This window comes from Wolbachia endosymbiont (group B) of Gerris lacustris (assembly GCF_964028355.1).
Classification (GTDB): domain Bacteria; phylum Pseudomonadota; class Alphaproteobacteria; order Rickettsiales; family Anaplasmataceae; genus Wolbachia.
On sequence record NZ_OZ034761.1, the window covers coordinates 302,976 to 325,876 of the forward strand.

The 22,901-nt window shown below is 34.2% G+C and carries 21 protein-coding genes, 2 tRNA genes and 4 pseudogenes; 15 read left to right on the top strand and 12 right to left on the bottom strand.

Annotated features, from left to right (window positions below; genetic code table 11):
• Nucleotides 1-49 precede the first annotated feature (49 nt).
• Nucleotides 50-122, top strand: a tRNA-Thr gene (locus ABWU62_RS01520).
• An 89-nt stretch (nucleotides 123-211) separates the two neighbouring features.
• Here ABWU62_RS01520 and ABWU62_RS01525 read toward each other — a convergent pair.
• Genes ABWU62_RS01525 through ABWU62_RS01535 form a run of 3 tightly spaced genes read right to left on the bottom strand, consistent with a single transcriptional unit; the run spans nucleotide 212 to nucleotide 2,249 of the window.
• On the bottom strand, nucleotides 212-826 hold the full coding sequence (locus ABWU62_RS01525) for a hypothetical protein (RefSeq protein WP_353287290.1): 615 nt from the start codon (nucleotides 824-826) through the stop codon (nucleotides 212-214).
• Nucleotides 804-1,808 carry an IS630 family transposase gene (locus ABWU62_RS01530; RefSeq protein WP_353287151.1) on the bottom strand — a complete coding sequence of 335 codons (1,005 nt, stop codon included), beginning with the start codon at nucleotides 1,806-1,808 and terminating at the stop codon, nucleotides 804-806. The genes ABWU62_RS01525 and ABWU62_RS01530 overlap by 23 nt, the downstream gene beginning before the upstream one ends.
• A 51-nt stretch (nucleotides 1,809-1,859) precedes the next feature.
• On the bottom strand, nucleotides 1,860-2,249 hold the full coding sequence (locus ABWU62_RS01535) for a radical SAM protein (protein ID WP_353287291.1): 390 nt from the start codon (nucleotides 2,247-2,249) through the stop codon (nucleotides 1,860-1,862).
• A 465-nt stretch (nucleotides 2,250-2,714) separates the two neighbouring features.
• Between ABWU62_RS01535 and ABWU62_RS01540 the strand changes: the two genes are divergently transcribed.
• From ABWU62_RS01540 to ABWU62_RS01555, 4 genes and pseudogenes are all read left to right on the top strand, one after another.
• Nucleotides 2,715-3,122: a reverse transcriptase N-terminal domain-containing protein gene (locus ABWU62_RS01540; protein ID WP_353287292.1), complete on the top strand. Its 408-nt coding sequence runs from the start codon at nucleotides 2,715-2,717 to the stop codon at nucleotides 3,120-3,122.
• Between the two features lie 25 nt (nucleotides 3,123-3,147).
• Complete coding sequence (locus tag ABWU62_RS01545) at nucleotides 3,148-3,687, top strand: reverse transcriptase/maturase family protein (protein WP_353288134.1); 540 nt, start codon at nucleotides 3,148-3,150, stop codon at nucleotides 3,685-3,687.
• A 32-nt stretch (nucleotides 3,688-3,719) separates the two neighbouring features.
• The gene (locus ABWU62_RS01550) at nucleotides 3,720-4,556 is read left to right on the top strand and encodes a group II intron maturase-specific domain-containing protein (protein ID WP_353287293.1); all 837 of its coding nucleotides are present in this window, start codon (nucleotides 3,720-3,722) and stop codon (nucleotides 4,554-4,556) included.
• Between the two features lies 1 nt (nucleotide 4,557).
• Nucleotides 4,558-4,668 (top strand): annotated as a pseudogene (locus ABWU62_RS01555) (DNA-protecting protein DprA); the annotation flags it as partial.
• A 466-nt stretch (nucleotides 4,669-5,134) separates the two neighbouring features.
• On the opposite strand, the gene ABWU62_RS01560 reads toward ABWU62_RS01555, so the two are convergent.
• Together ABWU62_RS01560 and ABWU62_RS01565 are read right to left on the bottom strand one after the other, a co-directional pair.
• The gene (locus ABWU62_RS01560) at nucleotides 5,135-5,860 is read right to left on the bottom strand and encodes a triosephosphate isomerase (RefSeq protein WP_353287294.1); all 726 of its coding nucleotides are present in this window, start codon (nucleotides 5,858-5,860) and stop codon (nucleotides 5,135-5,137) included.
• A 24-nt stretch (nucleotides 5,861-5,884) separates the two neighbouring features.
• Nucleotides 5,885-5,957, bottom strand: a tRNA-Thr gene (locus tag ABWU62_RS01565).
• 77 nt (nucleotides 5,958-6,034) lie between these two features.
• Between ABWU62_RS01565 and rsmA the strand changes: the two genes are divergently transcribed.
• Together rsmA and guaB are read left to right on the top strand one after the other, a co-directional pair.
• Nucleotides 6,035-6,829, top strand: coding sequence for a 16S rRNA (adenine(1518)-N(6)/adenine(1519)-N(6))-dimethyltransferase RsmA (rsmA, locus tag ABWU62_RS01570; RefSeq protein ID WP_353287295.1), 795 nt, complete (start codon nucleotides 6,035-6,037; stop codon nucleotides 6,827-6,829).
• A 123-nt stretch (nucleotides 6,830-6,952) separates the two neighbouring features.
• Nucleotides 6,953-8,446, top strand: coding sequence for an IMP dehydrogenase (gene guaB, locus ABWU62_RS01575; protein ID WP_353287296.1), 1,494 nt, complete (start codon nucleotides 6,953-6,955; stop codon nucleotides 8,444-8,446).
• 265 nt (nucleotides 8,447-8,711) lie between these two features.
• Here the strand turns inward: guaB and rho are convergent, their stop codons facing one another.
• Entirely contained in the window at nucleotides 8,712-10,118 is a 1,407-nt protein-coding gene (rho, locus tag ABWU62_RS01580) for a transcription termination factor Rho (RefSeq protein ID WP_353287297.1), read from the bottom strand.
• Between the two features lie 194 nt (nucleotides 10,119-10,312).
• Nucleotides 10,313-10,918, bottom strand: a complete 606-nt coding sequence (locus tag ABWU62_RS01585; protein ID WP_353287298.1) for a cell cycle transcriptional regulator TrcR — start codon at nucleotides 10,916-10,918, stop codon at nucleotides 10,313-10,315.
• A gap of 234 nt (nucleotides 10,919-11,152) precedes the next feature.
• Here ABWU62_RS01585 and ABWU62_RS01590 point away from each other — a divergent pair, with 234 nt between their 5' ends.
• The 5 genes from ABWU62_RS01590 (at nucleotide 11,153) to trpS (ending at nucleotide 16,039) form a co-directional block, all read left to right on the top strand.
• Complete coding sequence (locus ABWU62_RS01590) at nucleotides 11,153-12,952, top strand: SurA N-terminal domain-containing protein (protein WP_353287299.1); 1,800 nt, start codon at nucleotides 11,153-11,155, stop codon at nucleotides 12,950-12,952.
• Nucleotides 12,953-13,090: 138 nt separating this feature from the next.
• On the top strand, nucleotides 13,091-13,405 hold the full coding sequence (rpsP, locus tag ABWU62_RS01595) for a 30S ribosomal protein S16 (protein ID WP_353287300.1): 315 nt from the start codon (nucleotides 13,091-13,093) through the stop codon (nucleotides 13,403-13,405).
• Between the two features lie 10 nt (nucleotides 13,406-13,415).
• Nucleotides 13,416-14,402 (top strand): polyprenyl synthetase family protein, encoded by a 987-nt coding sequence (locus ABWU62_RS01600; RefSeq protein ID WP_353287301.1) that lies wholly within the window; start codon nucleotides 13,416-13,418, stop codon nucleotides 14,400-14,402.
• Between the two features lie 62 nt (nucleotides 14,403-14,464).
• On the top strand, nucleotides 14,465-15,025 hold the full coding sequence (locus ABWU62_RS01605; protein ID WP_353287302.1) for a nucleotide exchange factor GrpE: 561 nt from the start codon (nucleotides 14,465-14,467) through the stop codon (nucleotides 15,023-15,025).
• 15 nt (nucleotides 15,026-15,040) lie between these two features.
• On the top strand, nucleotides 15,041-16,039 hold the full coding sequence (gene trpS / locus ABWU62_RS01610) for a tryptophan--tRNA ligase (RefSeq protein WP_353287303.1): 999 nt from the start codon (nucleotides 15,041-15,043) through the stop codon (nucleotides 16,037-16,039).
• Between the two features lie 7 nt (nucleotides 16,040-16,046).
• On the opposite strand, the gene ABWU62_RS01615 is transcribed toward trpS, so the two are convergent.
• The 4 genes from ABWU62_RS01615 to ABWU62_RS01630 form a co-directional block, all read right to left on the bottom strand.
• The gene (locus tag ABWU62_RS01615) at nucleotides 16,047-16,319 is read right to left on the bottom strand and encodes a hypothetical protein (protein WP_353287304.1); all 273 of its coding nucleotides are present in this window, start codon (nucleotides 16,317-16,319) and stop codon (nucleotides 16,047-16,049) included.
• Nucleotides 16,297-17,302, bottom strand: a protein-coding gene (locus ABWU62_RS01620) for an IS630 family transposase (protein ID WP_353287090.1) whose coding sequence is annotated in 2 segments (ribosomal slippage) — nucleotides 16,297-16,839 and nucleotides 16,841-17,302 — 1,005 coding nt in all. Because the reading frame shifts where the segments join, the coding sequence is not laid out codon by codon here. Before ABWU62_RS01620 ends, ABWU62_RS01615 begins: the two co-directional genes overlap by 23 nt.
• Nucleotides 17,303-17,353: 51 nt before the next feature.
• Nucleotides 17,354-18,565 (bottom strand): hypothetical protein, encoded by a 1,212-nt coding sequence (locus ABWU62_RS01625; RefSeq protein ID WP_353287305.1) that lies wholly within the window; start codon nucleotides 18,563-18,565, stop codon nucleotides 17,354-17,356.
• Between the two features lie 225 nt (nucleotides 18,566-18,790).
• Nucleotides 18,791-19,796 (bottom strand): IS630 family transposase gene (locus ABWU62_RS01630; RefSeq protein WP_353287151.1). Its coding sequence is split into 2 segments (ribosomal slippage): nucleotides 18,791-19,333 and nucleotides 19,335-19,796, totalling 1,005 coding nucleotides; the frame shifts between segments, so codons are not numbered across the junction.
• Between the two features lie 175 nt (nucleotides 19,797-19,971).
• Between ABWU62_RS01630 and ABWU62_RS01635 the strand changes: the two are divergent.
• Together ABWU62_RS01635 and ABWU62_RS01640 are read left to right on the top strand one after the other, a co-directional pair.
• Nucleotides 19,972-20,436 (top strand): annotated as a pseudogene (locus ABWU62_RS01635) (IS5 family transposase); the annotation flags it as partial.
• Nucleotides 20,437-20,658: 222 nt separating this feature from the next.
• Nucleotides 20,659-21,057 (top strand): annotated as a pseudogene (locus ABWU62_RS01640) (IS110 family transposase); the annotation flags it as partial.
• A 6-nt stretch (nucleotides 21,058-21,063) separates the two neighbouring features.
• Here the strand turns inward: ABWU62_RS01640 and ABWU62_RS01645 are convergent.
• Nucleotides 21,064-22,069 (bottom strand): IS630 family transposase gene (locus ABWU62_RS01645; RefSeq protein WP_353287306.1). Its coding sequence is split into 2 segments (ribosomal slippage): nucleotides 21,064-21,606 and nucleotides 21,608-22,069, totalling 1,005 coding nucleotides; the frame shifts between segments, so codons are not numbered across the junction.
• 82 nt (nucleotides 22,070-22,151) lie between these two features.
• Between ABWU62_RS01645 and ABWU62_RS01650 the strand changes: the two are divergent.
• Nucleotides 22,152-22,709, top strand: a pseudogene (locus ABWU62_RS01650) (transposase); the annotation flags it as partial.
• Between the last annotated feature and the right edge of the window lie 192 nt (nucleotides 22,710-22,901).

The window sequence follows — 22,901 nt, forward strand, 5'->3', positions numbered from 1 at the left end:
TTTTTCCTTATTTTTTTTCATGTTATTCATTATCATAATACGTGAACTTGCCGTTGTAGCTCAGATGGTAGAGTACGTCATTGGTAATGACGAGGTCCCAAGTTCGAATCTTGGTAACGGCAGTTTAGAAGACGATATTCATAAAGTCAACCCTCTAGATGCTAATTAGATTATAGAAAAACGTCTAGTAAATACCTTTTATACACTACCATTAAGCTGCTTTTTCAGTATTACTATTCAATAATACCTGCCGTAATTTTTCTTTAGAAAATCCATGCATTAAAAGAAATTGTATAATCCTTTGCCAAAAGATCTTCAGTCCCTCACAATATACTGAAGGATTATTAAAACTTACGTTGGCAGGGTTAAACCTGTTACCATAACTTCCCCCACCACAAATATTTTCATAACAACACTGCTTACAATCATCAGGCCTATTTTCCATATCACTCAAAAAGTTATTAAAAAATTTATCTGATAAGAACTTAGCCCAACTAGTATTGCTGATGTTATATTCGACAAATTTATGAGGGACACATGTTCTCAAATCATCTAGTGGACCGAGATCACCATTATTGGAAACACATATTAACGGTAATACAAAAGGACTTCTCTTGCCAAATCCTTCAACTCTTGAATAATTACCATAAAATAGCTCTAATGCATTAATGCAATATCGAATGAACACCTTTAGACTATCTGAATTTTCTTTTATCCACTCATCAAATACCTCAATCATAAATTTACCATATTTTTCAGGTGGATAAGTGGGAAGAGAGCCATAGTTATACCAACTCTCATTATTAATGAACCAAATAAGAAGCATTGCAGAGTTGTTTAACCGTGGAAGGGGAAAGAGAGGTAATAAATTTACACAAAGCGCTCTCAAGCAGAACAATTGTATCGTAGATTTTATTGCGCAAAATGTTCTGTTTTATATATAACCAAAACCTCTCAACAGGATTGAGGTCAGGTGAGTATGGTGGTAGGTATATAATTTCGATATTTTTAGGTATCTTTAAACTTTTTGACTTATGCCAACTAGCGCAATCCATCACGAGAAAAGCCTTTCGTATTCCTAAATATTGCGACATCTGTTCAAGGAATATATTTATACAAGCAGTGTTGACGTTTGGTGCAAATAAGCTAAAATTCTCTCCATTTCTGGGATTAACTGCACTATAGAGATAAAAATTTTCCCTACCTAATTTTACCTTAACCTGTGTCCTACTGCCTTTTTTAAACCACCCATGTCCAACTTTTGAATGTGTACCAAACCGTGATTCATCAAAGAAAAATAGCTCTTTTTCAGAATGCATGACAATAGTTTCATTGAGGTTTTTTTTAAACTCCTCTTGCTTATTTTTATCCTGTCCACTATGAACTGGTCTTGGTGTGATATATGAGAATTTCATTCTTTGCATATTACGATGTATTGTGGATTTGCTGATATTCAAACCAAATCTTTCTTGGATTCTTATTCTCATTTCTCTAATAGTAATATTGGGGTTTTCCTCTATCCACACCTCAATTTGTTCAAGTTGACTTTGGTTCAATATAGTTTTTCTACGGCATTGAGGTGGAGAAAATAATTTTTCTTCTCTTCCAAATTTTATGTGCTTTATCCATGTAGTAATTGCCTTTCTCGAAATGCAACATATTTTTGCTACAGCTGTTATACTGTGCTTTTTTGCTGCAATTACAGCATTTAGTTTTTTTGCAACATACGCATTATTTCTTACTTTCTTCAGCATCTCTTTTGCTGATTCCACCACTTTTTCATCCAATAATTTTGATCTTAATGCCATCTAAACCTCGCTATTTTACTTACTCCAGTATGGCTTTTTTTCCATTATTGTCTATTCGTTGCTTGTATAGCGGGAATTGGTATTAGCATCTGGTAACAAAAAATCAAAATGTCTCAAATTTAGTTCTTTAGCGAAATGATTATAAACATCAGCGCCATTCGCCTCAGGATTAACAACAGATAATAACCCAAATTTATACTCATTTTCTTGACACAGCCTGATTTTACTAACTACCTTCTCATAAGTACTATTTCCTTTTTTGTCTAATCTATAAATATCATTCAGATTCTTTGTGCCATCTAAACTAATACCTATTCCAACATCATATTCTTTAAAAATTTTTATCCACTCAGTATCAATTAACATTCCATTTGTTTGTAGAGCAAATTTAATACTATTTAAATTTGACCGTTGTGCTGTGGTTTGAATTTTTTGACACATTTGAACAAGTGTGACCCGGAAGTCATGAAATTGTGATGGTTAAATTCCATCCGCCATAACATCTGGCTGAAATTGTAGTCCACATTTTAGGAAATTGGCAAACACCTAAGGTGCGAGCATGGGCTAAAAGGGAGTAATGTTAAACCTTATAATAAATTCTCCCAAGAAGAGTCAGGTAAGGTTACGAAAGAAACTTATGTTTGAATTGTCGTTACTGTGAATATGTGAAATAAGGTTGGTACACATAGACCAAAAGGTATGGAGAATAAGGATGATTAGAATTGGTTCGTTTAATCAAGATGTTTCCGATCTCCCGGCAAAAAATAAGAACCTAAATCTGACGCGAAACGGTTTCATGGAACGGAGTAACCACATAGAAGCTCTTATTATACTTTGTAATAAGCAAGTAGCCAACTGCAAGCTTCTATGTTGGAAGGATTGTCTAAAAAGCTAATGCCTAAAGTAATGCTTAGGATACGCAGACGTGGACACTGTAACTTGGAAGGTAAAGTTATGAATAGTAGTGAATATGTTATGAGCCAACAAAAAGTTAGGTATGAATGGAATGAAGTTCCTTGGCGCAAGCTAGAAAAGTCTTCATTTAAGCTACAAAAACGAATTTACCGAGCTTCTAAATGTAATGATATCAAAAAGATGCATGAGCTTCAGAGATTATTACAAAAATCGACAAGTGCTAGGATGATCGCTGTGAGAAAGGTAACTCAGGACAATAGAGGAAAAAGAACTGCAGGTATTGATGGAAAAGCTAACCTTAATCAAAAAGAAAGATTGCAATTGGCAAAATCCTTAGATATAAGGGAGAGAGCAAAGCCATCAAGGCGCATTTGGATTCCAAAAGCTTGGAAAAAGTGAAAAACGTCCATTAGGGATACCAACAATAACAGATCGAGCAAAACAAACACTTGTTAAGATGATGCTAGAACCAGAATGGGAAGCAAAGTTTGAGCCCAACATTTATGGTTTTAGACCTGGTAGATCATGTCATGATGCCATTGAAGCTATATTTCAAGCACTCATCAAGAAAACAGTATTTGTTTTAGATGCTGATATTTCTGGGTGTTTTGATAATATAAATCATCATATACTGTTAGAAAAACTCAATACCACACCAACTTTAAGGAGGATAGTAAAAGGATGGTTGAAAGCAGGTGTGATGGAAAATAGGATATTTCAACCATCTAGAAGCGGTACAATCCAAGGAGGGACAATTTCTCCATTACTGGCATGTATTGCTCTACATGGGTTAGAAAATTATCTGAAAGAAATAATGGCAGAGGAGCTAATTAGCTACAGGAAAACGAAACCTGGCAGAACATGTAGGGAAAATGCGAAAAGATCACTCAGCGTAATCACTTATGCAGACGATTTTGTAGTACTTCATGAAAGTGAGGAAATTGTTTTGAAAGCAAAACTCTGATTGAAGAATGGTTAAAAACTATTGGATTGGAGTTGAACCCTTCAAAAACAAGAATTTCTCATACTCAAAAATTCCTGAAAGGAATAAAACCAGGTTTCAATTTTCTTGGTTTTACAATATGGCAATATCCAACAAAACACAATAAGATGTCATACAAGTCTATCATCAAACCAAGTCGTAACTCTATAGAACAACACTCATTGGTCATTAAAAGTAAGCTAAAGAAAATGCGTGGTGAATCACAAGAAGCAGTAATAAGTCACCTTAATCCAATTATTCGAGGATGGTGTCAATACTACGCTTCGGTGGTATCATCTAAAGCCTTTGGTGCAATGGATAATACAATGTTTAGAAAACTTTGGAAATGGGCAATGTTTAAACACCAAAACAAAGGAAGATGTTGGATCAAAAGAAAATACTTCAAGAAGTATGGTAACGATAAATGGCGATATATGACAAGTAACGGAATGCGTCTTATTAAACACGGAGATCATGACATTAAACGACATGTCAAAGTGATTGGAGCCAAATCTCCATATGATGGAGACTGGACTTATTGGGGAAAGCGTATGAGTAAAATACTTGATAAATCACCACAAACAATAAAACTTCTGAAGATGCAACAAGGTAAGTGTGATTGTTGTCAACTTTGGTTTAAGAATGGTGATATCTTAGAAATACATCATAAGGACCAAAATAAGCAAAATAATACAATCACAAACTTATCTATGCTACATGGACATTGTCACGATAATTTACACAGAAGTATGCATGAAAAGCACCAAGCTAGAGAGAAGCCGTATGAAGCGAAAGTTTCACGTACGGTTTTGAAGTCGAGTGAGGAGGGGCAACCTTCTTCACTTAGATAACCTATTAGCAAGCGGACTTTCTACCAACATAGCCCTCATGGCTCTTTTAGAACTAGAGTTGGAAAACAGAATAGAGCGTTCACCGGGGAATAAAATATCGTTAATTTTCTAAGCTATAAACCCACAACCGTACGAACATTATAATTTGAGTCTACCAAGAAAGATGTCTTTCCAGCGTGTGACGCTGGCTTTCCGTAATCTCACTAAAAACGTTGTATTTTTACATAACTTTTATACTCACTAACTTGATATATAATCAGAATTCCTAGATCCCAGTGTCAAGCACTGGGATGACATTATGGAAGCTAGGATGACAAGAAAAGAAGTACTGGTTTCACATGCATCTGAACAGATACACATTGAATTTATAAGTAATTTGCGTAGTAAACGGTGTCATTCCAGTGCTTGACACTGGAATCCAGCCTTTATTACTTGATTGAAATTAAGTCTTCTGGATTCAAGTGTCTGGGCACTGGCGTCTTAGATGGAAGTCAGTGTCACCTTGACAACCGTCATCTCTCTACGTATTAGCGGAATCTGTTGAGATGGATGTGATAGATCTATCCCTATAGTGAGTATTATCTACTTTTAGAATTAATAAGAGAAAATTTTTTCTCGACTTGTTGTATAATTTGATAAAAGTGATCAAAATCTAAGCTTGCACTACCAATTAAAACTCCTAATAGATTTGGAATACTGAGCAAGTTTCCTATATTTTCTGAGCTGACTGAGCCACCATATATAATGTGTTTTTTACCAGTACACAATTTTATTATCTCTATCACCTCAGCAATTGCGTCATTATTTGGCACATTTCCTGTTCCTATTGCCCATATCGGTTCGTATGCTATGGTATATTCACCTTGTGTTGGCAAACGGTTTTTGCATTGATATTCTATTACTTCTTTTGTTTTTTTATTTTTATAATCTTCTGAGTTTTCACCTACACAGATGATTGGGTGTAATCCTGATTCTATTGCTGTTTTCGATTTAAGTTTTATTTCACTATCTTTTTCATGAGCCCTTTCAGAATGTCCAAGTATTACGTAACTACATCCTAGTTCCTTCAACATTCCTGCACTAATTTCACCTGTGTAAGAACCGAACTCTTTATGATGGCAATTCTGTCCTCCTATTTTAATATTGTTGTTCAACTCTATACTGCTTGGAAATGATGTAAAAGGAGGGCAAATTACTAATTTAGAGGCAATTTCGTTGCTCTTGTTGTTAAGTTTGCCTATAAAGTCAACAAATGAAGAACGTGTTCCATTCATTTTCCAATTTGCTACTATTAAAAAGGACATCAACTTTACTTGTATGGATAAGAGTGCCGGCTGTCGGACTTGAACTGACAACCTACTGATTACAAGTCAGTTGCTCTACCAATTGAGCTAAGCCGGCATTAAATACACTGACAATATACAATTATTGATGAATTTTCGTCAACTAATTTTTAAAATACTGCATACTAAGATCATATGAAAAAATTTTCACTGAAGCCAAAAAAGAGTCTAGGGCAAAATTTTATTTTATCGAATGAGATAACAAAAAGAATAGTTGCCTTAGCTGGTAGCCTGAAAGATTTTAATGTTATTGAAATTGGTCCTGGGTATGGTGCGTTAACAAGAGAAATATTGGCGTATAATCCAAAGTTTCTACTTTCTATAGAAAAAGATAGTAGTTTAGTGAAACATCACGAACAATTGCTAAATGAGCATCAGGGGAAATATAGAATTATAGAAGCAGATGCACTTAATGTTGTAGAAAAAGAGCTGGTAGAATGTCCAGTCAAAGTCATTGCTAACTTGCCTTACAATATCTCAGTAGCGTTATTTTTAAAGTGGTTAAATAATATAAAATTTTTTACGAATTTGACGTTAATGTTCCAAAAGGAGGTAGCAGAGCGTATTACAGCAGAACCTAATTCTAAAGATTATGGTTCCCTATCAGTGCTAAGCCAGTTACTATGCGACATAAAAAAGGAATTTGATATTGAACCTAAGGAATTTTTTCCAAGACCAAAAGTATATTCTTCAGTAATTACAGTAAAACCTTTACCCACTCCAAGATTTGCAGTAAATTTAGGAACCTTAACAAAGCTAACACGTGCTGTGTTCGCTCAAAGAAGAAAGATGCTGAGAAATAGCTTGCAAAGTATAACTAGTGATGTCTCAACTACTCTTGAGAATGCTAAACTGAGTGGAGACGAACGTCCAGAAAGCTTAACTATTGAGCAGTTCTGTTTGCTAGCAAATAATGTAATTTTGCGATAAATATATTAGGGGCTACATCCCTATTCTATCCTATTTTGATCTAAAAATAGCTGTAGCCAGGCTAATTTTGCAAAAGCTCTATTGCAATTTCATTAATTGGCGTATAAGCTTTAAATAAAGCATATGAAGAAAATGGAAGCTTGTTATTCGTTTGACGATGTACTTCTCTTACCGGCCTATTCTGATCTACTGCCTCGCGATGCAGATACAAGAACTTATTTAACAAATAATATAGAACTAAATATCCCTCTCATATCCTCTGCAATGGATACTGTCACTGAATCAGGCTTTGCAATAGCTATTGCCCAACATGGTGGAATAGGTTGCATACATAAGAATTTATCAATAGATGAACAAGTGTTAGAAGTGAGAAGGGTGAAAAAATATGAAAGCTGGATCGTGTATAACCCAATTACAATTTCCCCAGATAAAACGGTTGCAGAAGCAGTTTCATTAATGAGAGAGTATAATTATTCCGGCATTCCTGTAGTTGATCAACGCAAGTTAGTGGGAATTTTAACTAATCGAGATGTGAGGTTTATTGAAGACCAGAACATGAATATAAAAGTTTCCGAGGTAATGACAAAAGATAAGTTAGTAACAGTTCGAGAGCAGGCAGTAAACAGCACCTCAGCAATGAAATTGTTGCATGCAAATAGAATAGAGAAGCTTTTGGTTGTTGATGAAAATTCTTGTTGCATAGGTCTAATCACAGTTAAAGACATCGAAAAATACAATAGATATCCAAATTCATGTAAAGACGGTAAAGGTCGACTCAGAGTTGCCGCTGCAATTGGTACTGGTAAAAAAGACGGTATAGAAAGATGTGAAGCTTTGGTCGAAGAAGAAGTTGATGTGGTTATTGTAGATACCGCTCACGGTCATTCCCAAAACGTTATCAGCACTATTAAGGAAATAAAAAAGATGTGTCCGAATACTCAATTAATCGGCGGAAATATCACAACAAAAGAGGCTGCTGAAGCGTTGATTGATGCTGGTGTTGATGCAGTGAAGGTTGGAATAGGGCCAGGGTCAATTTGTACTACCAGAATAGTTACAGGTGTTGGTATGCCACAATTCTCTGCGATCAAGAATATTGCAGAGGTTTGTAAAACAAAAAACGTTAGACTAATTGCTGATGGTGGAATAAAATATTCGGGAGATGTTGCAAAAGCTATTGCAGCTGGTGCTGATACTGTGATGATAGGTTCAATCTTTGCTGGTACTGAGGAAAGCCCAGGTGAGATTATCATGTATAAGGGTAGAGCATATAAAGAATATCGAGGAATGGGATCTATTAGCGCAATGAAACGAGGTTCAGCTAGCCGTTATTTTCAAGATAAAGATTCAAAACTTGATTTAGTCCCACAAGGAGTAGAAGCTAGAGTTCCGTTTAAAGGTCCGGCTTCAGGAGTGATCTGTCAATTAATTGGTGGGTTGCAAGCTGCAATGGGTTATACTGGCAATCATAATATAGAAGAGATGAAAAAAAATTGCAAATTTGTCACTATTACTTCATCAGGGTTAAGAGAAAGTCATGCTCATGATATAATCATTACACAGGAAGCTCCGAATTACGCTTACCAAGCATCTAATTTATCGTCTGATTCAGAGTAGATACAATCCCCTTTTGAGTGTGTCATTTCAACACTGGTACACAATTGATATTAATATTAAGAGTCAAAAAGATGTAATCTAAGTGACTGACACTGGAAAATCGATTGTAAATAAACTGACTACATAAAATTTTTGATCAAAATCAGTGCTATAAGTTGGAATAGCAACTTAAGGTAGATTGCCAGCTTAATATATTTTGATAAATCCAAATTATTTTGGCTATAAGAGAGCTTTGCTTTTTTGCTCCATTAGAATTGGCTTACTTTTAGTGATTCATGGAGTTAAAAAAGTCAGCATTGCTCTTTGTTAAAAGTAATTTGTCACGTAAAAACTCCATTGCTTCAACAGATCCCATAGGGTTAAGTATCCTACGCAATACCCATATTTTATTTAGTATGGCCTTATCAACTAATAGCTCTTCTTTCCTTGTTCCGGATTTTGTAATATCAATAGCAGGGAATATACGTTTATCAGCAAGTTTTCTATCTAGTATAATTTCAGCATTACCCGTACCTTTAAACTCTTCAAAAATAACATCATCCATTTTTGAACCAGTTTCTATAAGGGCTGTAGCGATGATTGTCAAAGAACCACCATTTTCAATATTACGAGCTGCTCCAAAAAAGCGTTTTGGTCTTTGTAGCGCATTTGAATCTACACCGCCGGTTAGAACCTTTCCAGACGAAGGAATGACTGCATTATAAGCACGTGCAAGGCGAGTTATAGAATCAAGCAAAATCACTACATCTTTTTTGTGTTCAACCATTCTTTTAGCTTTTTCTATTACTATTTCAGCAAGTTGGACATGACGGTAGGCAGGTTCATCAAATGTAGAGCTTACCACTTCACCCTTTACAGAGCGTATCATATCTGTCACCTCTTCGGGTCTTTCATCTATCAGTAATACTATTAGTTCTATTTCAGGATGATTTGTAGCTATAGAGTGAGCCATTTGCTGAAGCAATATCGTTTTTCCCGTACGAGGTGGAGCAACTATCAATGCTCTTTGTCCTTTTCCAAGAGGTGTAACTATATCTACAGCACGCATGTTTATATCTTTTTTATTATCTCCGCTACTGTTGTTTTCAAGGATGAGGCTTTTTTCAGGATAAAGTGGAAGCAAATTATCAAAATGTACGTACTTTCTTAATTCACTGATTTCAGTAGAGTTTATACTGTGAACCTTAGTTAAAGTAAAATATCTTTCCTTATCACCAGGTGGCCTTATTTCTCCACATGCCATATCTCCTGTACGTAAATTAAACTTCTTTATTTGGCCATTGGAAATATAAACATCATCGGTACTTGGAGCATAATTTGCACTTGATGAACGTAAGAAACCAAAACCATCAGGCAATATTTCCACTACTCCACTTCCTGTGGTTATGCCTCCTTCTTCACTCATTTTCTTCATTAAACTGAATATCATTTCCTGTTTTAGCATCCTGCCATTGCCTTTACCACTGGTTGAAATTTTTCTTTCTTCAGCTAGCTCTAACAATTCTTCTGCTGTTTTCTCTTTCAATTCGCTCAGGTCCAATGTTTTCTTGTTTTTTTCAGCACCTTCGCTGGTCATTTGTTTTACTGCGTCAGCATTATGAATTTGTTCGCTTTTTTCAGGTTGACCTACAACCTTTCCTTTTGCTAAGACATCTTCATTGATTGTTGTCATAATCCTCCAAAAATTTTAATTGATGCTTACTAACCTAAAATGTGAATATAAAATAATAAATTAGGCTGAGCTAGTTTTTAGTGCGTATTTAGATTTAATTATTATTAAACTAGATACTTTACTTACATTATACTGATAAAAACTAACAAGTCAAGTCAATTTAATATTAACAAAGTACAAGAATTTGAGAATCATCAATAGCTATTATTTATATTTTTTAATCTTTGTTTCTTCTCTTCTTCTACTTTCGCTCTTTCTACTTCCGCTTCTAAATTTTCCTGGCTACATAAACCAAGTAGTACAGGATCTTGAGGTTTGATATTGAGCATGTTATGATGAGATCTGTCTCTTACCTGCTCAACTGTGTAATTTGTTGTACTAACTAGCTTAGCTATAACATTATTGTTCAAGATAGGAAATTTTTTTACCAAATAATAAATCGCATTAGGTTTATCTCTACGCCTTGCTGTAGAAGCAAAGCCAAGAATGCTAACCGTCTTTGCCCTTTTTTTTATATTTTTTATAATCAAATTTGGTACACGATTGGGATTTTTTTTGCAATTATCGATTTCTTTTTCAGTAATTATTTCAGAAATAATAGGGTCATACTTTTCAACTTCTATTTCCTCATCAGCTATGTCTTGTACTTTTTCAAGGGATAACTTGCAACATTGTGCTATTTGATTAAAAGTTAAGCTAGTGTTATCAACCAACCAAGCAGCTACTTGCATGAGAAATTGTTCATTTCTATCCTTATTGTCTTTAGAAGATTCCATTGACATCAAAAAAACATCTCCCATTTTAATATTCCTTTACTGTTATAGAGATAAAATATAAACCATTAAAACTAAAAAAGCATTAACTTTGTCATCCAATGACTTTTTTGCTTATATTTCTTATCTCTTAGGTTAAATATAAGCTTCCATTCAATTTAATACACTACAATATTACATATATTAGCTAATTTATTAATAGATTTACAAAGATTAAATTATTGCTATTCTAAATTTAAGTGTTAGTTAACTGAGTTTACAATGAGTATTAGAAATTTTTTTACCAAAGCAATCGTTCTTCTTTTAGTTTGCTTATTAATCTTTATGGGGATTGGCAATCTTTTATCAAATGATGATGAAAGGAAAGAATTAGCTAAAGTAGGAAAGGAAGTTATAACATCAGATGAATATAAATTACTATATCAAAATTATGAAAAGCAAATTTCTGGATCTGATGTAAGTAAAGGACAAGTAAAAAAGCTGAAATATGATTTACTTAACGCACTTATAGAGCAAAAACTATTGTTTAACCTAATTAGCGAACTTGGATTAAAAGTTGGAGAAGAATCTATCAAAAGCCATATTAAAAATACCAAGTACTTTCAGGATGATAAAGGAGAATTTGACCATAATAAATTCCATCAAACTCTAAATAGCCTGCATATAACAGAAAAGGAATATATAGAAAAACTAGAGAAAATCCTGCCTGCAATGATGTTCATGACTTCGTTATTTAAAGATAATTATCCGGTAACTTTTGGTGAGAATGTTGATGAGCAGATATACAAAAATCGCTACCAAACTAGAGTAGTTGATATTGTTAAAATAACTGAGGATGCAATTACAGACGTTCCTGAACCAGATGATCAAGCCTTACTTGATTTGTATGAAAGAAATAAGTCCAATTTTTATTACCCTGAGTATCGAACTGCGCAATACATTTCTCTGGATCAAAAATATTTTGAAAATCAAATCAGAATTTCAGATGAAGAGGTTGATAGTATAATAGAACATCAGGAACTTAAAAATCAAAGAGACATATTCAATGTGATATTTCCTACCAAAGAAAAAGCTGAAATAGCAAGAAGAGCACTTGAAGAAAGTAAAGCAAGCTTTGAACAAATAATAGAAGAGTTTAATAAAGTGAAACTCGATGAAACCAGAGTAAATAATATAACTAAGGATTTCTTACCTGAAAATATGAGAGAAAAGGTATTTGCTCTCAAAACAGGTGAAGTAAGTGAAGTTTTAACAAGCAATTTTGGATGGCACGTAATAAAGGTAGAAAGCATACATCAAATCTCTGATGAAGACTTGGTTGATTTAAAAAAAGACATAAGGTCAGTTTTAACCAATCAAAAGTCTTTTGAAAAAGTCAATGATTTCATAAATCAAGTGAATTATAAGATATACAATGGTGCAATGATTGAAGAAATATCCAGTGAGTACAATTTGCCTATACAAACCATTGGTCCAGTAGATACAAATGGAAAAGACCAAAGTGGTAATGAAGTAGGAAATTCTAGTGATTTCATTTCTTTCATTTTTTCACGCAAGAAAGATCAGAAGAGTTATTTTAACAGCGTCAGAGACACTGTTGTTGGTGTAAAAATCACTGATATCATTCCTCCTGAATTACAAAGTTTTGAAGAAAGTAGGGAATCAGCCGCAAAGCTTTGGCATAGTGAGTTTATAAAAGAAAGAATGTTTGAAATGGGGCAAAAAGTTGCAGTCCAATTAAGAGAAAAGACAGATTTGAAAGAAATGCAAGGTGTAGAATTGGTTAAAGGCCAGCAAATACAACGCAATGAACAAATCTACCCTTTTTCTTTTATAGAAGAGATTTTCAATATGAAAACAACTGATTCGGTAACAGATCCTATTCAATACAATAGTGAAATTATAATAGGTGTTCTAAAAGAAATGCATTCATCAAATGGCAAATTAAACATGCTTGACACCGGAAAGCGTGAGATGATATCGTTAAAGGAGCAGCTAATTCGCTATCTAAAATCAAAGTATACAGTTGAAGTTAATCATGCTATGATTGATGATATATAAAAAATTTTATTGTCTTAGATTTTCCTTTTTTGAGTGATTAGCGGAAGTTATGTTGTTTTTAGGTAAAAGAGGTACAATTAGTTTGACTTGAACTGTTTATTGTATTAAATTACAATTAATATATGAACAAAGGTTGACATGGCAGTTAAAATAAGGTTGGCAAGGTTTGGGGCAAAGAAACGTCCTTTTTATAGGATAGTTGTAGCCGACTCACGAGCACCAAGAGATGGACGCTTTATTGAGAAAATAGGACAATATGATCCAATGTTGCCAAAAGACAATAAAAGTCGTGTTGTGGTAAAAGCTGATAGATTAAAACATTGGCTCAGTGTAGGAGCGCAAGCAACTGAAAGGGTAATATGGTTCATTAAAAAAGGCATAGTAGATTTAGAAACGGAATCGAAAAAAATAGAAAAGAAAAAAGTTGAGAAAGTACAAGGGCAAGAAGCATAAGTCCTCTTAAATGCTAAACACTGATTTAACAAAAAGTAGTAAATTAGATGATATTGTATCTTCTGATTTATTGGCTATGAATGACTTTATCTTCAAAAATGTCAATGATGAAGGTACTAAGCTTGCTACTAATATTGCATCTCATCTTATTAATTCAGGAGGAAAAAAGATAAGGCCTAAGCTCATTTTTATTATATGTAAAATGCTGAATTACTCTGGAGAGAGTAGGGTCAACATTGCTGCATCGGTAGAATTTATACACAACGCTACTTTACTTCATGATGATGTGCTTGATGAAAGTAAGGCACGCCATGGAGTTGCAACAGCAAATAAAATTTGGGGGAATAAATCAAGCATTTTAGTTGGTGATCTATTATTGACCTTAGCATTTAGATGGCTTATAGAATGTGGGAATTTAAGTGTTCTCTCTATTTTATCTAAGGCATCTAATTTGCTTGTCAAGGGTGAGATAAAGCAGATGACAACGCGTTTTGACCCTAACACAATTAGGAAAAATTATTTTAATATCATTGGAGAAAAGACAGCATCTTTATTTTCTGCATGCTGCGAGGCTGCATCAGTAGTATCTGGAGCCACAAGTGATGAAACAGAGAGGCTAAGGAATTTCGGGTTTAATTTTGGTATGGCATTCCAAATAATTGATGACGTGCTAGATTATACTGCTAATCAAGGCACTTTAGGAAAGCAACTTGGAAAAGATTTTTTTGAAGGTAAAGTCACTTTACCTTCTATTATAGCATATGAAAAAGGCAGCCCATCAGAACAAAAATTCTGGGAGAAATCTTTTTCTTCAGCTAGACACAATTTTGACCAAGCATTACAATATATTAATCATCATAATGCCATTCATATTTCTATGGAAGAAGCTGAACACTATATTAATATGGCGCAAAGTAATATTGATACTTTTTCTGATTCTCTTTATAAAACTGCTTTGATTGACTTTTTAAATGCAAGCATAGAAAGACAAGGATAGCTAACGCTTGATATTTTTAGATTGATTGTTATATATTTATTAAGTTTGTAAGGGTGAATGATATGTCAGATAGTAATAAAGAGAAAAAAAAGAAATTTGCAGATATGGTCAGTAAACGAAAAGGGGATGACCAAGAAGATCAGCAAACAGGTGATTTAAGTGAAGAGCTTAATATATTAAAAGAACGTGCAGTTCAACTTGAAGATCATTTACGTCGCGCTGTTGCGGATAATGAAAACGTTAAACGTATAATGCAAAAGCAAATTAGCGATGCAAGTGATTATGCAGTCACAAAATTTGCACGTGATATGATTGACTCTTGTGACAATTTAAAAAAAGCAATGGAAAACTTGAAAGATAATGATCCTATTCATGAAGGAATAAAAGTGGCGCACCAAAAGATTGTGAGTGATCTAAAAAAACATGGAATAGAAGAAATAGATCCAATAGGTAACTCTTTTGACGGCAATTTACATCAAGCTGTTGTGGAAAGAGAAGATAATGAAAAAGAGCCTGGCACTATTGTAGAAGTACTACAAACTGGTTATACCATTAAAAATAGGTTGCTTCGTCCTGCAATGGTTGTTCTTTCTAAAAAATCTGCTGATTGCGAAAGTAACTAATAAAACACTCAAGGTATGACAGAAGTTGTCTTCTCAGGTATTCAGCCAAGTGGAGTATTACACTTGGGCAATTATCTTGGTGCAATTAAGCAGTGGATAGGCTTGCAGGATAAATATAAATCTCTTTTTTGTGTTGTTGATCTGCATGCAGTCACAGCAAATAAGCTTCCCGCAAATGAATTAAAAAATAATATTTTTAAAGCAGCAGCAACTTATATTGCATGTGGAATAGATCCGGAAAAGTCGATTATTTTCAATCAATCCGCAGTTAGTGGTCATGCAGAATTGGGCTGGCTGCTAGGGTGCTATACACCAATTGGTTGGCTTAATCGTATGACTCAATTTAAAGATAAGGCTGGAAGCGATAAACAAAAAGCTTCTCTTGGGTTATATAGCTACCCAGTACTTATGGCTGCGGATATATTGCTGTATCAAACTAAATATGTTCCTGTTGGCGATGATCAAAAACAGCATTTAGAACTTGCACGTGATATTGCATCAGCTTTTAACAATCATTATAAATGTAGTCATTTCATCATACCTGAAATCTTAACTTTGGATTGTACATCAAGGATAATGAGCTTAAGAGATGGAGCAAGCAAGATGAGCAAATCTGACCCTTCAGAATATTCATGCATTAACCTTAACGATACAAATGACTTAATTGTCAAGAAAATAGAAAAAGCAAAAACAGATTCAATTCTAGGCTTTGATTTTTCTACTTTAAAATGTCGTCCAGAAATAAGCAATTTGATAAATATTTATTCAGTGCTTAGTGATTTTAATGTAGAAAAAGTGTGTAAAAAAGTGGATAAACATGACATGAAGAACTTTAAAAAAGAGTTAGCTGACCTAATCATCAGCGTTATATCACCCATACGCGAAAAGATGAATAGTCTTCTAAAAGATCAGCTTCATTTACATAAAATATTAAAACAAGGTACAGAAAAAGCAGCAGAGATTGCAAATAACAATATAAAAGAGATCAAGGATATTATAGGGTTTGCTCAATAGGTTACAACTATTTCTTCCCATGGCTTTCAAATCGTGCAGCTATTTTCTTTACGCTGACGTGCGTGAGAGGAGGCTTTTTACTAACTGGAGGCTTGGGATCGTACTTTGCTGTTATGGGGTTCATTTTAGATCTTTTATTTCCCACCGGAAGTGAGTGAGATTGGGAGGCAGTTTTTTGCAATGGTGCAGGATCTTTCTTAATACCGATATCTGCTTGTGTTGCAGGGGTGGCTTTGCTCTTATACCAACTCTCATTATTAATGAACCAAATAAGAAGCATTGCAGAGTTGTTTAACCGTGGAAGGGGAAAGAGAGGTAATAAATTTACACAAAGCGCTCTCAAGCAGAACAATTGTATCGTAGATTTTATTGCGCAAAATGTTCTGTTTTATATATAACCAAAACCTCTCAACAGGATTGAGGTCAGGTGAGTATGGTGGTAGGTATATAATTTCGATATTTTTAGGTATCTTTAAACTTTTTGACTTATGCCAACTAGCGCAATCCATCACGAGAAAAGCCTTTCGTATTCCTAAATATTGCGACATCTGTTCAAGGAATATATTTATACAAGCAGTGTTGACGTTTGGTGCAAATAAGCTAAAATTCTCTCCATTTCTGGGATTAACTGCACTATAGAGATAAAAATTTTCCCTACCTAATTTTACCTTAACCTGTGTCCTACTGCCTTTTTTAAACCACCCATGTCCAACTTTTGAATGTGTACCAAACCGTGATTCATCGAAGAAAAATAGCTCTTTTTCAGAATGCATGACAATAGTTTCATTGAGGTTTTTTTTTAAACTCCTCTTGCTTATTTTTATCCTGTCCACTATGAACTGGTCTTGGTGTGATATATGAGAATTTCATTCTTTGCATATTACGATGTATTGTGGATTTGCTGATATTCAAACCAAATCTTTCTTGGATTCTTATTCTCATTTCTCTAATAGTAATATTGGGGTTTTCCTCTATCCACACCTCAATTTGTTCAAGTTGACTTTGGTTCAATATAGTTTTTCTACGGCGTTGAGGTGGAGAAAATAATTTTTCTTCTCTTCCAAATTTTATGTGCTTTATCCATGTAGTAATTGCCTTTCTCGAAATGCAACATATTTTTGCTACAGCTGTTATACTGTGCTTTTTTGCTGCAATTACAGCATTTAGTTTTTTTGCAACATACGCATTATTTCTTACTTTCTTCAGCATCTCTTTTGCTGATTCCACCACTTTTTCATCCAATAATTTTGATCTTAATGCCATCTAAACCTCGCTATTTTACTTACTCCAGTATGGCTTTTTTTCCATTATTGTCTATTCGTTGCTTGTATAGCGGGAATTGGTATTAGCAACTTGATTTTGCTCAAATTTTTCTACCATTGACTTTACTCTACCGTCCTTCTTGCTATTTACTTTTTCTTTCATAGCAACCGCTTTTACTTCTGATGCTGCTTTATCAGCAGATTTTTTCAGTGGTATGATTGGTTTACTTTCAGCTAATTTTTGGGAAGTCACTCCTACTATTCTTGGTTTCGTGCTCACTTGTTGATCAGCACTGCCTAGGTTTTTAGGCTTTGGCAGTATTTTAGGTTTACCTTTTTTAGGTTTTTGCCTAGCTTCTTGATTGTTAGCGTTTGGCACTCGTGGTGCTATTGATGGTTTCAGCGGTATTGGAGGCTTAGATTGCTGCTGCTGTTTACTTACTCTTTTCGTTTTTTTTATATGCTCTTTAGGAACTGCTGCGTAAATGGACCCTTTTTCTTGGTAATTAGGTATTTTTTCATCAGACTCTTCATCTGATAAACTTGCATATCCTGAATCACTAAAAGGTATAATTTCTGGTTTTGATTTAAAGTGTACCTTCTTCTTCTCAGTAGTAGAAGCCTTTTCTTGAGGCTCAGGTTTAAGCTCATTCGGAACAGTAGGAGGTGGTGGAGGTGCTGTTGTTGGCCGTTTTATTCTCTTCATAACTAATTTTCCTACCGGCTGTTTTCCTTCTTGCAGCTTAGGAGTATCTTCCTTCTGCTTTGATATCGTTTTATTTTTCGAGCTTACTTGATGCGGTTTATATTCCTCCTGTTTTTTTTTGCTCTGCTTTGAGTCTAAAAATTCTTTCAAAGTATTAAGTTTTTCATAGCCTAATTCATTAATTCCTTTCAAAATGATTGTATATTCGGCTGCTTTTTCTATAGTGAAACCTGATAATTCATCACCAACAAAATTTTTTATGTCATTATCCTTAGTTGGAATATCTTTTCCCAAAACTCTATCTAATATTCTCTTTAATGTTTCAACAAAACCGAGTGGCTGTGCATTTAACGGTTCTACATAATTATTCAAGTCACTATATATAACAAATTTGGCTACATCTTTTGCATTGTTTGTAGAATTCTTCAGAGCTTGAGATAAATCTTTCAGTGTTTCATCATATTGTTCATTAATTTTTTTTGTATCCTTCAGCTTTATGACTCTTATCAAAGAATTGAAATTTTTATCATAATTGTCACTTTTAAATAGATCACTCATACCAATTACTGTTTATCGTTTACTCAAATATAAATTCAAAGTATTAAGACCCAGTAAATGTTATATGACTTATCCTCTGACTCATAAACACTTGCACTCCTAGATGTGCAAAAAAAATTCAATCATCTTCAATCAATAATAGTATAGAAGTCCAAAAAAGATGTCATCCAAGTAGCTGACGATGGAATAACGTCCTACTTTGTTATCTAATACCAACTCTCATTATTAATGAACCAAATAAGAAGCATTGCAGAGTTGTTTAACCGTGGAAGGGGAAAGAGAGGTAATAAATTTACACAAAGCGCTCTCAAGCAGAACAATTGTATCGTAGATTTTATTGCGCAAAATGTTCTGTTTTATATATAACCAAAACCTCTCAACAGGATTGAGGTCAGGTGAGTATGGTGGTAGGTATATAATTTCGATATTTTTAGGTATCTTTAAACTTTTTGACTTATGCCAACTAGCGCAATCCATCACGAGAAAAGCCTTTCGTATTCCTAAATATTGCGACATCTGTTCAAGGAATATATTTATACAAGCAGTGTTGACGTTTGGTGCAAATAAGCTAAAATTCTCTCCATTTCTGGGATTAACTGCACTATAGAGATAAAAATTTTCCCTACCTAATTTTACCTTAACCTGTGTCCTACTGCCTTTTTTAAACCACCCATGTCCAACTTTTGAATGTGTACCAAACCGTGATTCATCGAAGAAAAATAGCTCTTTTTCAGAATGCATGACAATAGTTTCATTGAGGTTTTTTTTTAAACTCCTCTTGCTTATTTTTATCCTGTCCACTATGAACTGGTCTTGGTGTGATATATGAGAATTTCATTCTTTGCATATTACGATGTATTGTGGATTTGCTGATATTCAAACCAAATCTTTCTTGGATTCTTATTCTCATTTCTCTAATAGTAATATTGGGGTTTTCCTCTATCCACACCTCAATTTGTTCAAGTTGACTTTGGTTCAATATAGTTTTTCTACGGCATTGAGGTGGAGAAAATAATTTTTCTTCTCTTCCAAATTTTATGTGCTTTATCCATGTAGTAATTGCCTTTCTCGAAATGCAACATATTTTTGCTACAGCTGTTATACTGTGCTTTTTTGCTGCAATTACAGCATTTAGTTTTTTTGCAACATACGCATTATTTCTTACTTTCTTCAGCATCTCTTTTGCTGATTCCACCACTTTTTCATCCAATAATTTTGATCTTAATGCCATCTAAACCTCGCTATTTTACTTACTCCAGTATGGCTTTTTTTCCATTATTGTCTATTCGTTGCTTGTATAGCGGGAATTGGTATTAGAACCTGTTAAGAATCTTGGAAAGATGAGGTAAAATAGGCATAGATTTAAGAAAGAGGTATATCTATGCAAAAAAAATTATCCAAGTGATATAAGTCGAAAGCAATTTGAAAAAATCAGAGCAATTTTAGAAAATAGTAGAAAAAGAACAAAACCAAGAAAACTTGACTTATATCATGTATTTTGTGGAGTGCTATACGTTCTAAAAAGTGGCTGCCAGTGGAGAATGTTGCCAAAGAACTTTCCAAGGTGGGAAAACATATATTACTACTTTCAAACTTGGAATAAAAGAATGGAGAAGAATCAAGTTTACTAGAATTGGTCTTAAAAAAAATTAGTTGGAGAGAACAATGGTCGAAAAGAGAAAACCAGTTTCTGTATAATTGATGCCCAAAGTGTTAAAAATAAAGATACCGCTGAAAGTAAAGGCTATGATGCAGGTAAAAAGATTTCAGGCATAAAACGCCATGTTGCAGTTGATACGCAGGGTTTACCACATGCAATTTATGTAACAACAGCAGACACAACTGATCGTAGCAGTGCTATGAAAATTGTAAGTTAAAAATGTGATATAAAAGAGATAAGAGGGAAAGATAACCCTACTCACTATAGGAATAGGGCTATCACGGGCGTGTGCGACCGAATGAAAGTTGGTATTACAACCGTAGCCATCAAGGTAAACTAGCCCCATCTCTCGATACGTTTGAATAGTTGCATGGGACATATGTATGCACCCGTTTACAATCTTAAATTAATTAAACTATCGAGGTTATTTATTATGATTACATCTTATCAAAATTTCATTGGCATTGATATCGGAAAATTTAAAAATGTTGCTGCAGCTTATAACCAAAGGAGCGCTATCAAGTTTGACAATGATGCTACTGGTTGGCAACAGTTGTTTCAAAAATTTTCAGATATCCTACCTAATTCTCTAGTAACTTTAGAAAACACTGGAAAATATGAGCTTGGCTTAGCACATTTTCTTGTTGATAAGAATGTTGCTGTACATCGAGCTAATACTCGTAAAGTAAAAAGTTTTATCATATCACATGGAACTTTAGCAAAGACAGATCAATCAGATGCAAGAGCCCTTGCTCAATATGGTTTTGAACGCTATAGTGCTCTATCTCTATTTGTGCCTATGTCAAAAGAACAAACCGCCTTATACCAACTCTCATTATTAATGAACCAAATAAGAAGCATTGCAGAGTTGTTTAACCGTGGAAGGGGAAAGAGAGGTAATAAAATTACACAAAGCGCTCTCAAGCAGAACAATTGTATCGTAGATTTTATTGCGCAAAATGTTCTGTTTTATATATAACCAAAACCTCTCAACAGGATTGAGGTCAGGTGAGTATGGTGGTAGGTATATAATTTCGATATTTTTAGGTATCTTTAAACTTTTTGACTTATGCCAACTAGCGCAATCCATCACGAGAAAAGCCTTTCGTATTCCTAAATATTGCGACATCTGTTCAAGGAATATATTTATACAAGCAGTGTTGACGTTTGGTGCAAATAAGCTAAAATTCTCTCCATTTCTGGGATTAACTGCACTATAGAGATAAAAATTTTCCCTACCTAATTTTACCTTAACCTGTGTCCTACTGCCTTTTTTAAACCACCCATGTCCAACTTTTGAATGTGTACCAAACCGTGATTCATCGAAGAAAAATAGCTCTTTTTCAGAATGCATGACAATAGTTTCATTGAGGTTTTTTTTTAAACTCCTCTTGCTTATTTTTATCCTGTCCACTATGAACTGGTCTTGGTGTGATATATGAGAATTTCATTCTTTGCATATTACGATGTATTGTGGATTTGCTGATATTCAAACCAAATCTTTCTTGGATTCTTATTCTCATTTCTCTAATAGTAATATTGGGATTTTCCTCTATCCACACCTCAATTTGTTCAAGTTGACTTTGGTTCAATATAGTTTTTCTACGGCGTTGAGGTGGAGAAAATAATTTTTCTTCTCTTCCAAATTTTATGTGCTTTATCCATGTAGTAATTGCCTTTCTCGAAATGCAACATATTTTTGCTACAGCTGTTATACTGTGCTTTTTTGCTGCAATTACAGCATTTAGTTTTTTTGCAACATACGCATTATTTCTTACTTTCTTCAGCATCTCTTTTGCTGATTCCACCACTTTTTCATCCAATAATTTTGATCTTAATGCCATCTAAACCTCGCTATTTTACTTACTCCAGTATGGCTTTTTTTCCATTATTGTCTATTCGTTGCTTGTATAGCGGGAATTGGTATTAGTTGCACTCTGTCAACGTCGTGATGACATTACACAAATGAGAACTCAAGAGAAATGTAGGCTTGCAGCACCTGAAAACGACTATATAAAGGAAAGTTGCCAAAAAACAATAGACTTTTTTACCAGTCAGATAAATGAGTTCAACGATGCCATACAAAGAATTATTGATAAAAATCCAGAGTTACAAAAGCGTCAAAAGATCTTGAGAACAGTGCCAGGAATAGGTCTCAAGTTATCACAAGTTTTTGTGTGTCTAATGCCAGAACTTGGCCACCTAAACAAAAAAGAAGTTGCAAGTCTTGCTGGAGTTGCTCCACATCCAAAAGAAAGCGGTAAAACTATTGGTTACCGAAGGATAACAGGTGGTAGAAGCAATGTTCGTGCAAAGCTTTTCACAGCTGCTATGGCTGCTGCAAGATCTAAATCTGCACTTGGTGCTTTTTATTCTGATCTTATTGGTAGAGGTAAAAAGAAGATGGTAGCTATAACAGCTCTAATGCGAAAAATCATAGTAATTGCCAATGCAAGACTTAAAGAAGCAATTAATATGAAATAAAAAAATCTGTATAGAAAATAGGTTAACGAATATGTGCGTCTACACACATTTAAAGCACATATTCGTTAACCATAAAATCTAAGCAGTGCTTGCTGTTTGATATAAATTTCTTTCTGTATAAACTAGGGTTTTTGTTGCCAAAATACATTTTTCAATTGAATAAAAATACAAAATTATCAACAAATGAGACTA

Coding starts and splice junctions, on each gene's coding strand:
- rsmA (WP_353287295.1), top strand. CDS start 6,035: ATGAAAAAATTTTCACTGAAGCCAAAAAAGAGTCTAGGGCAAAATTTT.
- ABWU62_RS01600 (WP_353287301.1), top strand. CDS start 13,416: ATGCTAAACACTGATTTAACAAAAAGTAGTAAATTAGATGATATTGTA.
- ABWU62_RS01605 (WP_353287302.1), top strand. CDS start 14,465: ATGTCAGATAGTAATAAAGAGAAAAAAAAGAAATTTGCAGATATGGTC.
- rho (WP_353287297.1), bottom strand. CDS start 10,118: ATGACAACAATCAATGAAGATGTCTTAGCAAAAGGAAAGGTTGTAGGT.
- ABWU62_RS01615 (WP_353287304.1), bottom strand. CDS start 16,319: ATGCTTCTTATTTGGTTCATTAATAATGAGAGTTGGTATAAGAGCAAA.
- ABWU62_RS01530 (WP_353287151.1), bottom strand. CDS start 1,808: ATGGCATTAAGATCAAAATTATTGGATGAAAAAGTGGTGGAATCAGCA.
- ABWU62_RS01625 (WP_353287305.1), bottom strand. CDS start 18,565: ATGAGTGATCTATTTAAAAGTGACAATTATGATAAAAATTTCAATTCT.
- ABWU62_RS01585 (WP_353287298.1), bottom strand. CDS start 10,918: ATGGGAGATGTTTTTTTGATGTCAATGGAATCTTCTAAAGACAATAAG.
- ABWU62_RS01535 (WP_353287291.1), bottom strand. CDS start 2,249: ATGTGTCAAAAAATTCAAACCACAGCACAACGGTCAAATTTAAATAGT.
- guaB (WP_353287296.1), top strand. CDS start 6,953: ATGAAGAAAATGGAAGCTTGTTATTCGTTTGACGATGTACTTCTCTTA.
- ABWU62_RS01560 (WP_353287294.1), bottom strand. CDS start 5,860: ATGTCCTTTTTAATAGTAGCAAATTGGAAAATGAATGGAACACGTTCT.
- ABWU62_RS01540 (WP_353287292.1), top strand. CDS start 2,715: ATGCTTAGGATACGCAGACGTGGACACTGTAACTTGGAAGGTAAAGTT.
- ABWU62_RS01590 (WP_353287299.1), top strand. CDS start 11,153: ATGAGTATTAGAAATTTTTTTACCAAAGCAATCGTTCTTCTTTTAGTT.
- rpsP (WP_353287300.1), top strand. CDS start 13,091: ATGGCAGTTAAAATAAGGTTGGCAAGGTTTGGGGCAAAGAAACGTCCT.
- trpS (WP_353287303.1), top strand. CDS start 15,041: ATGACAGAAGTTGTCTTCTCAGGTATTCAGCCAAGTGGAGTATTACAC.
- ABWU62_RS01525 (WP_353287290.1), bottom strand. CDS start 826: ATGCTTCTTATTTGGTTCATTAATAATGAGAGTTGGTATAACTATGGC.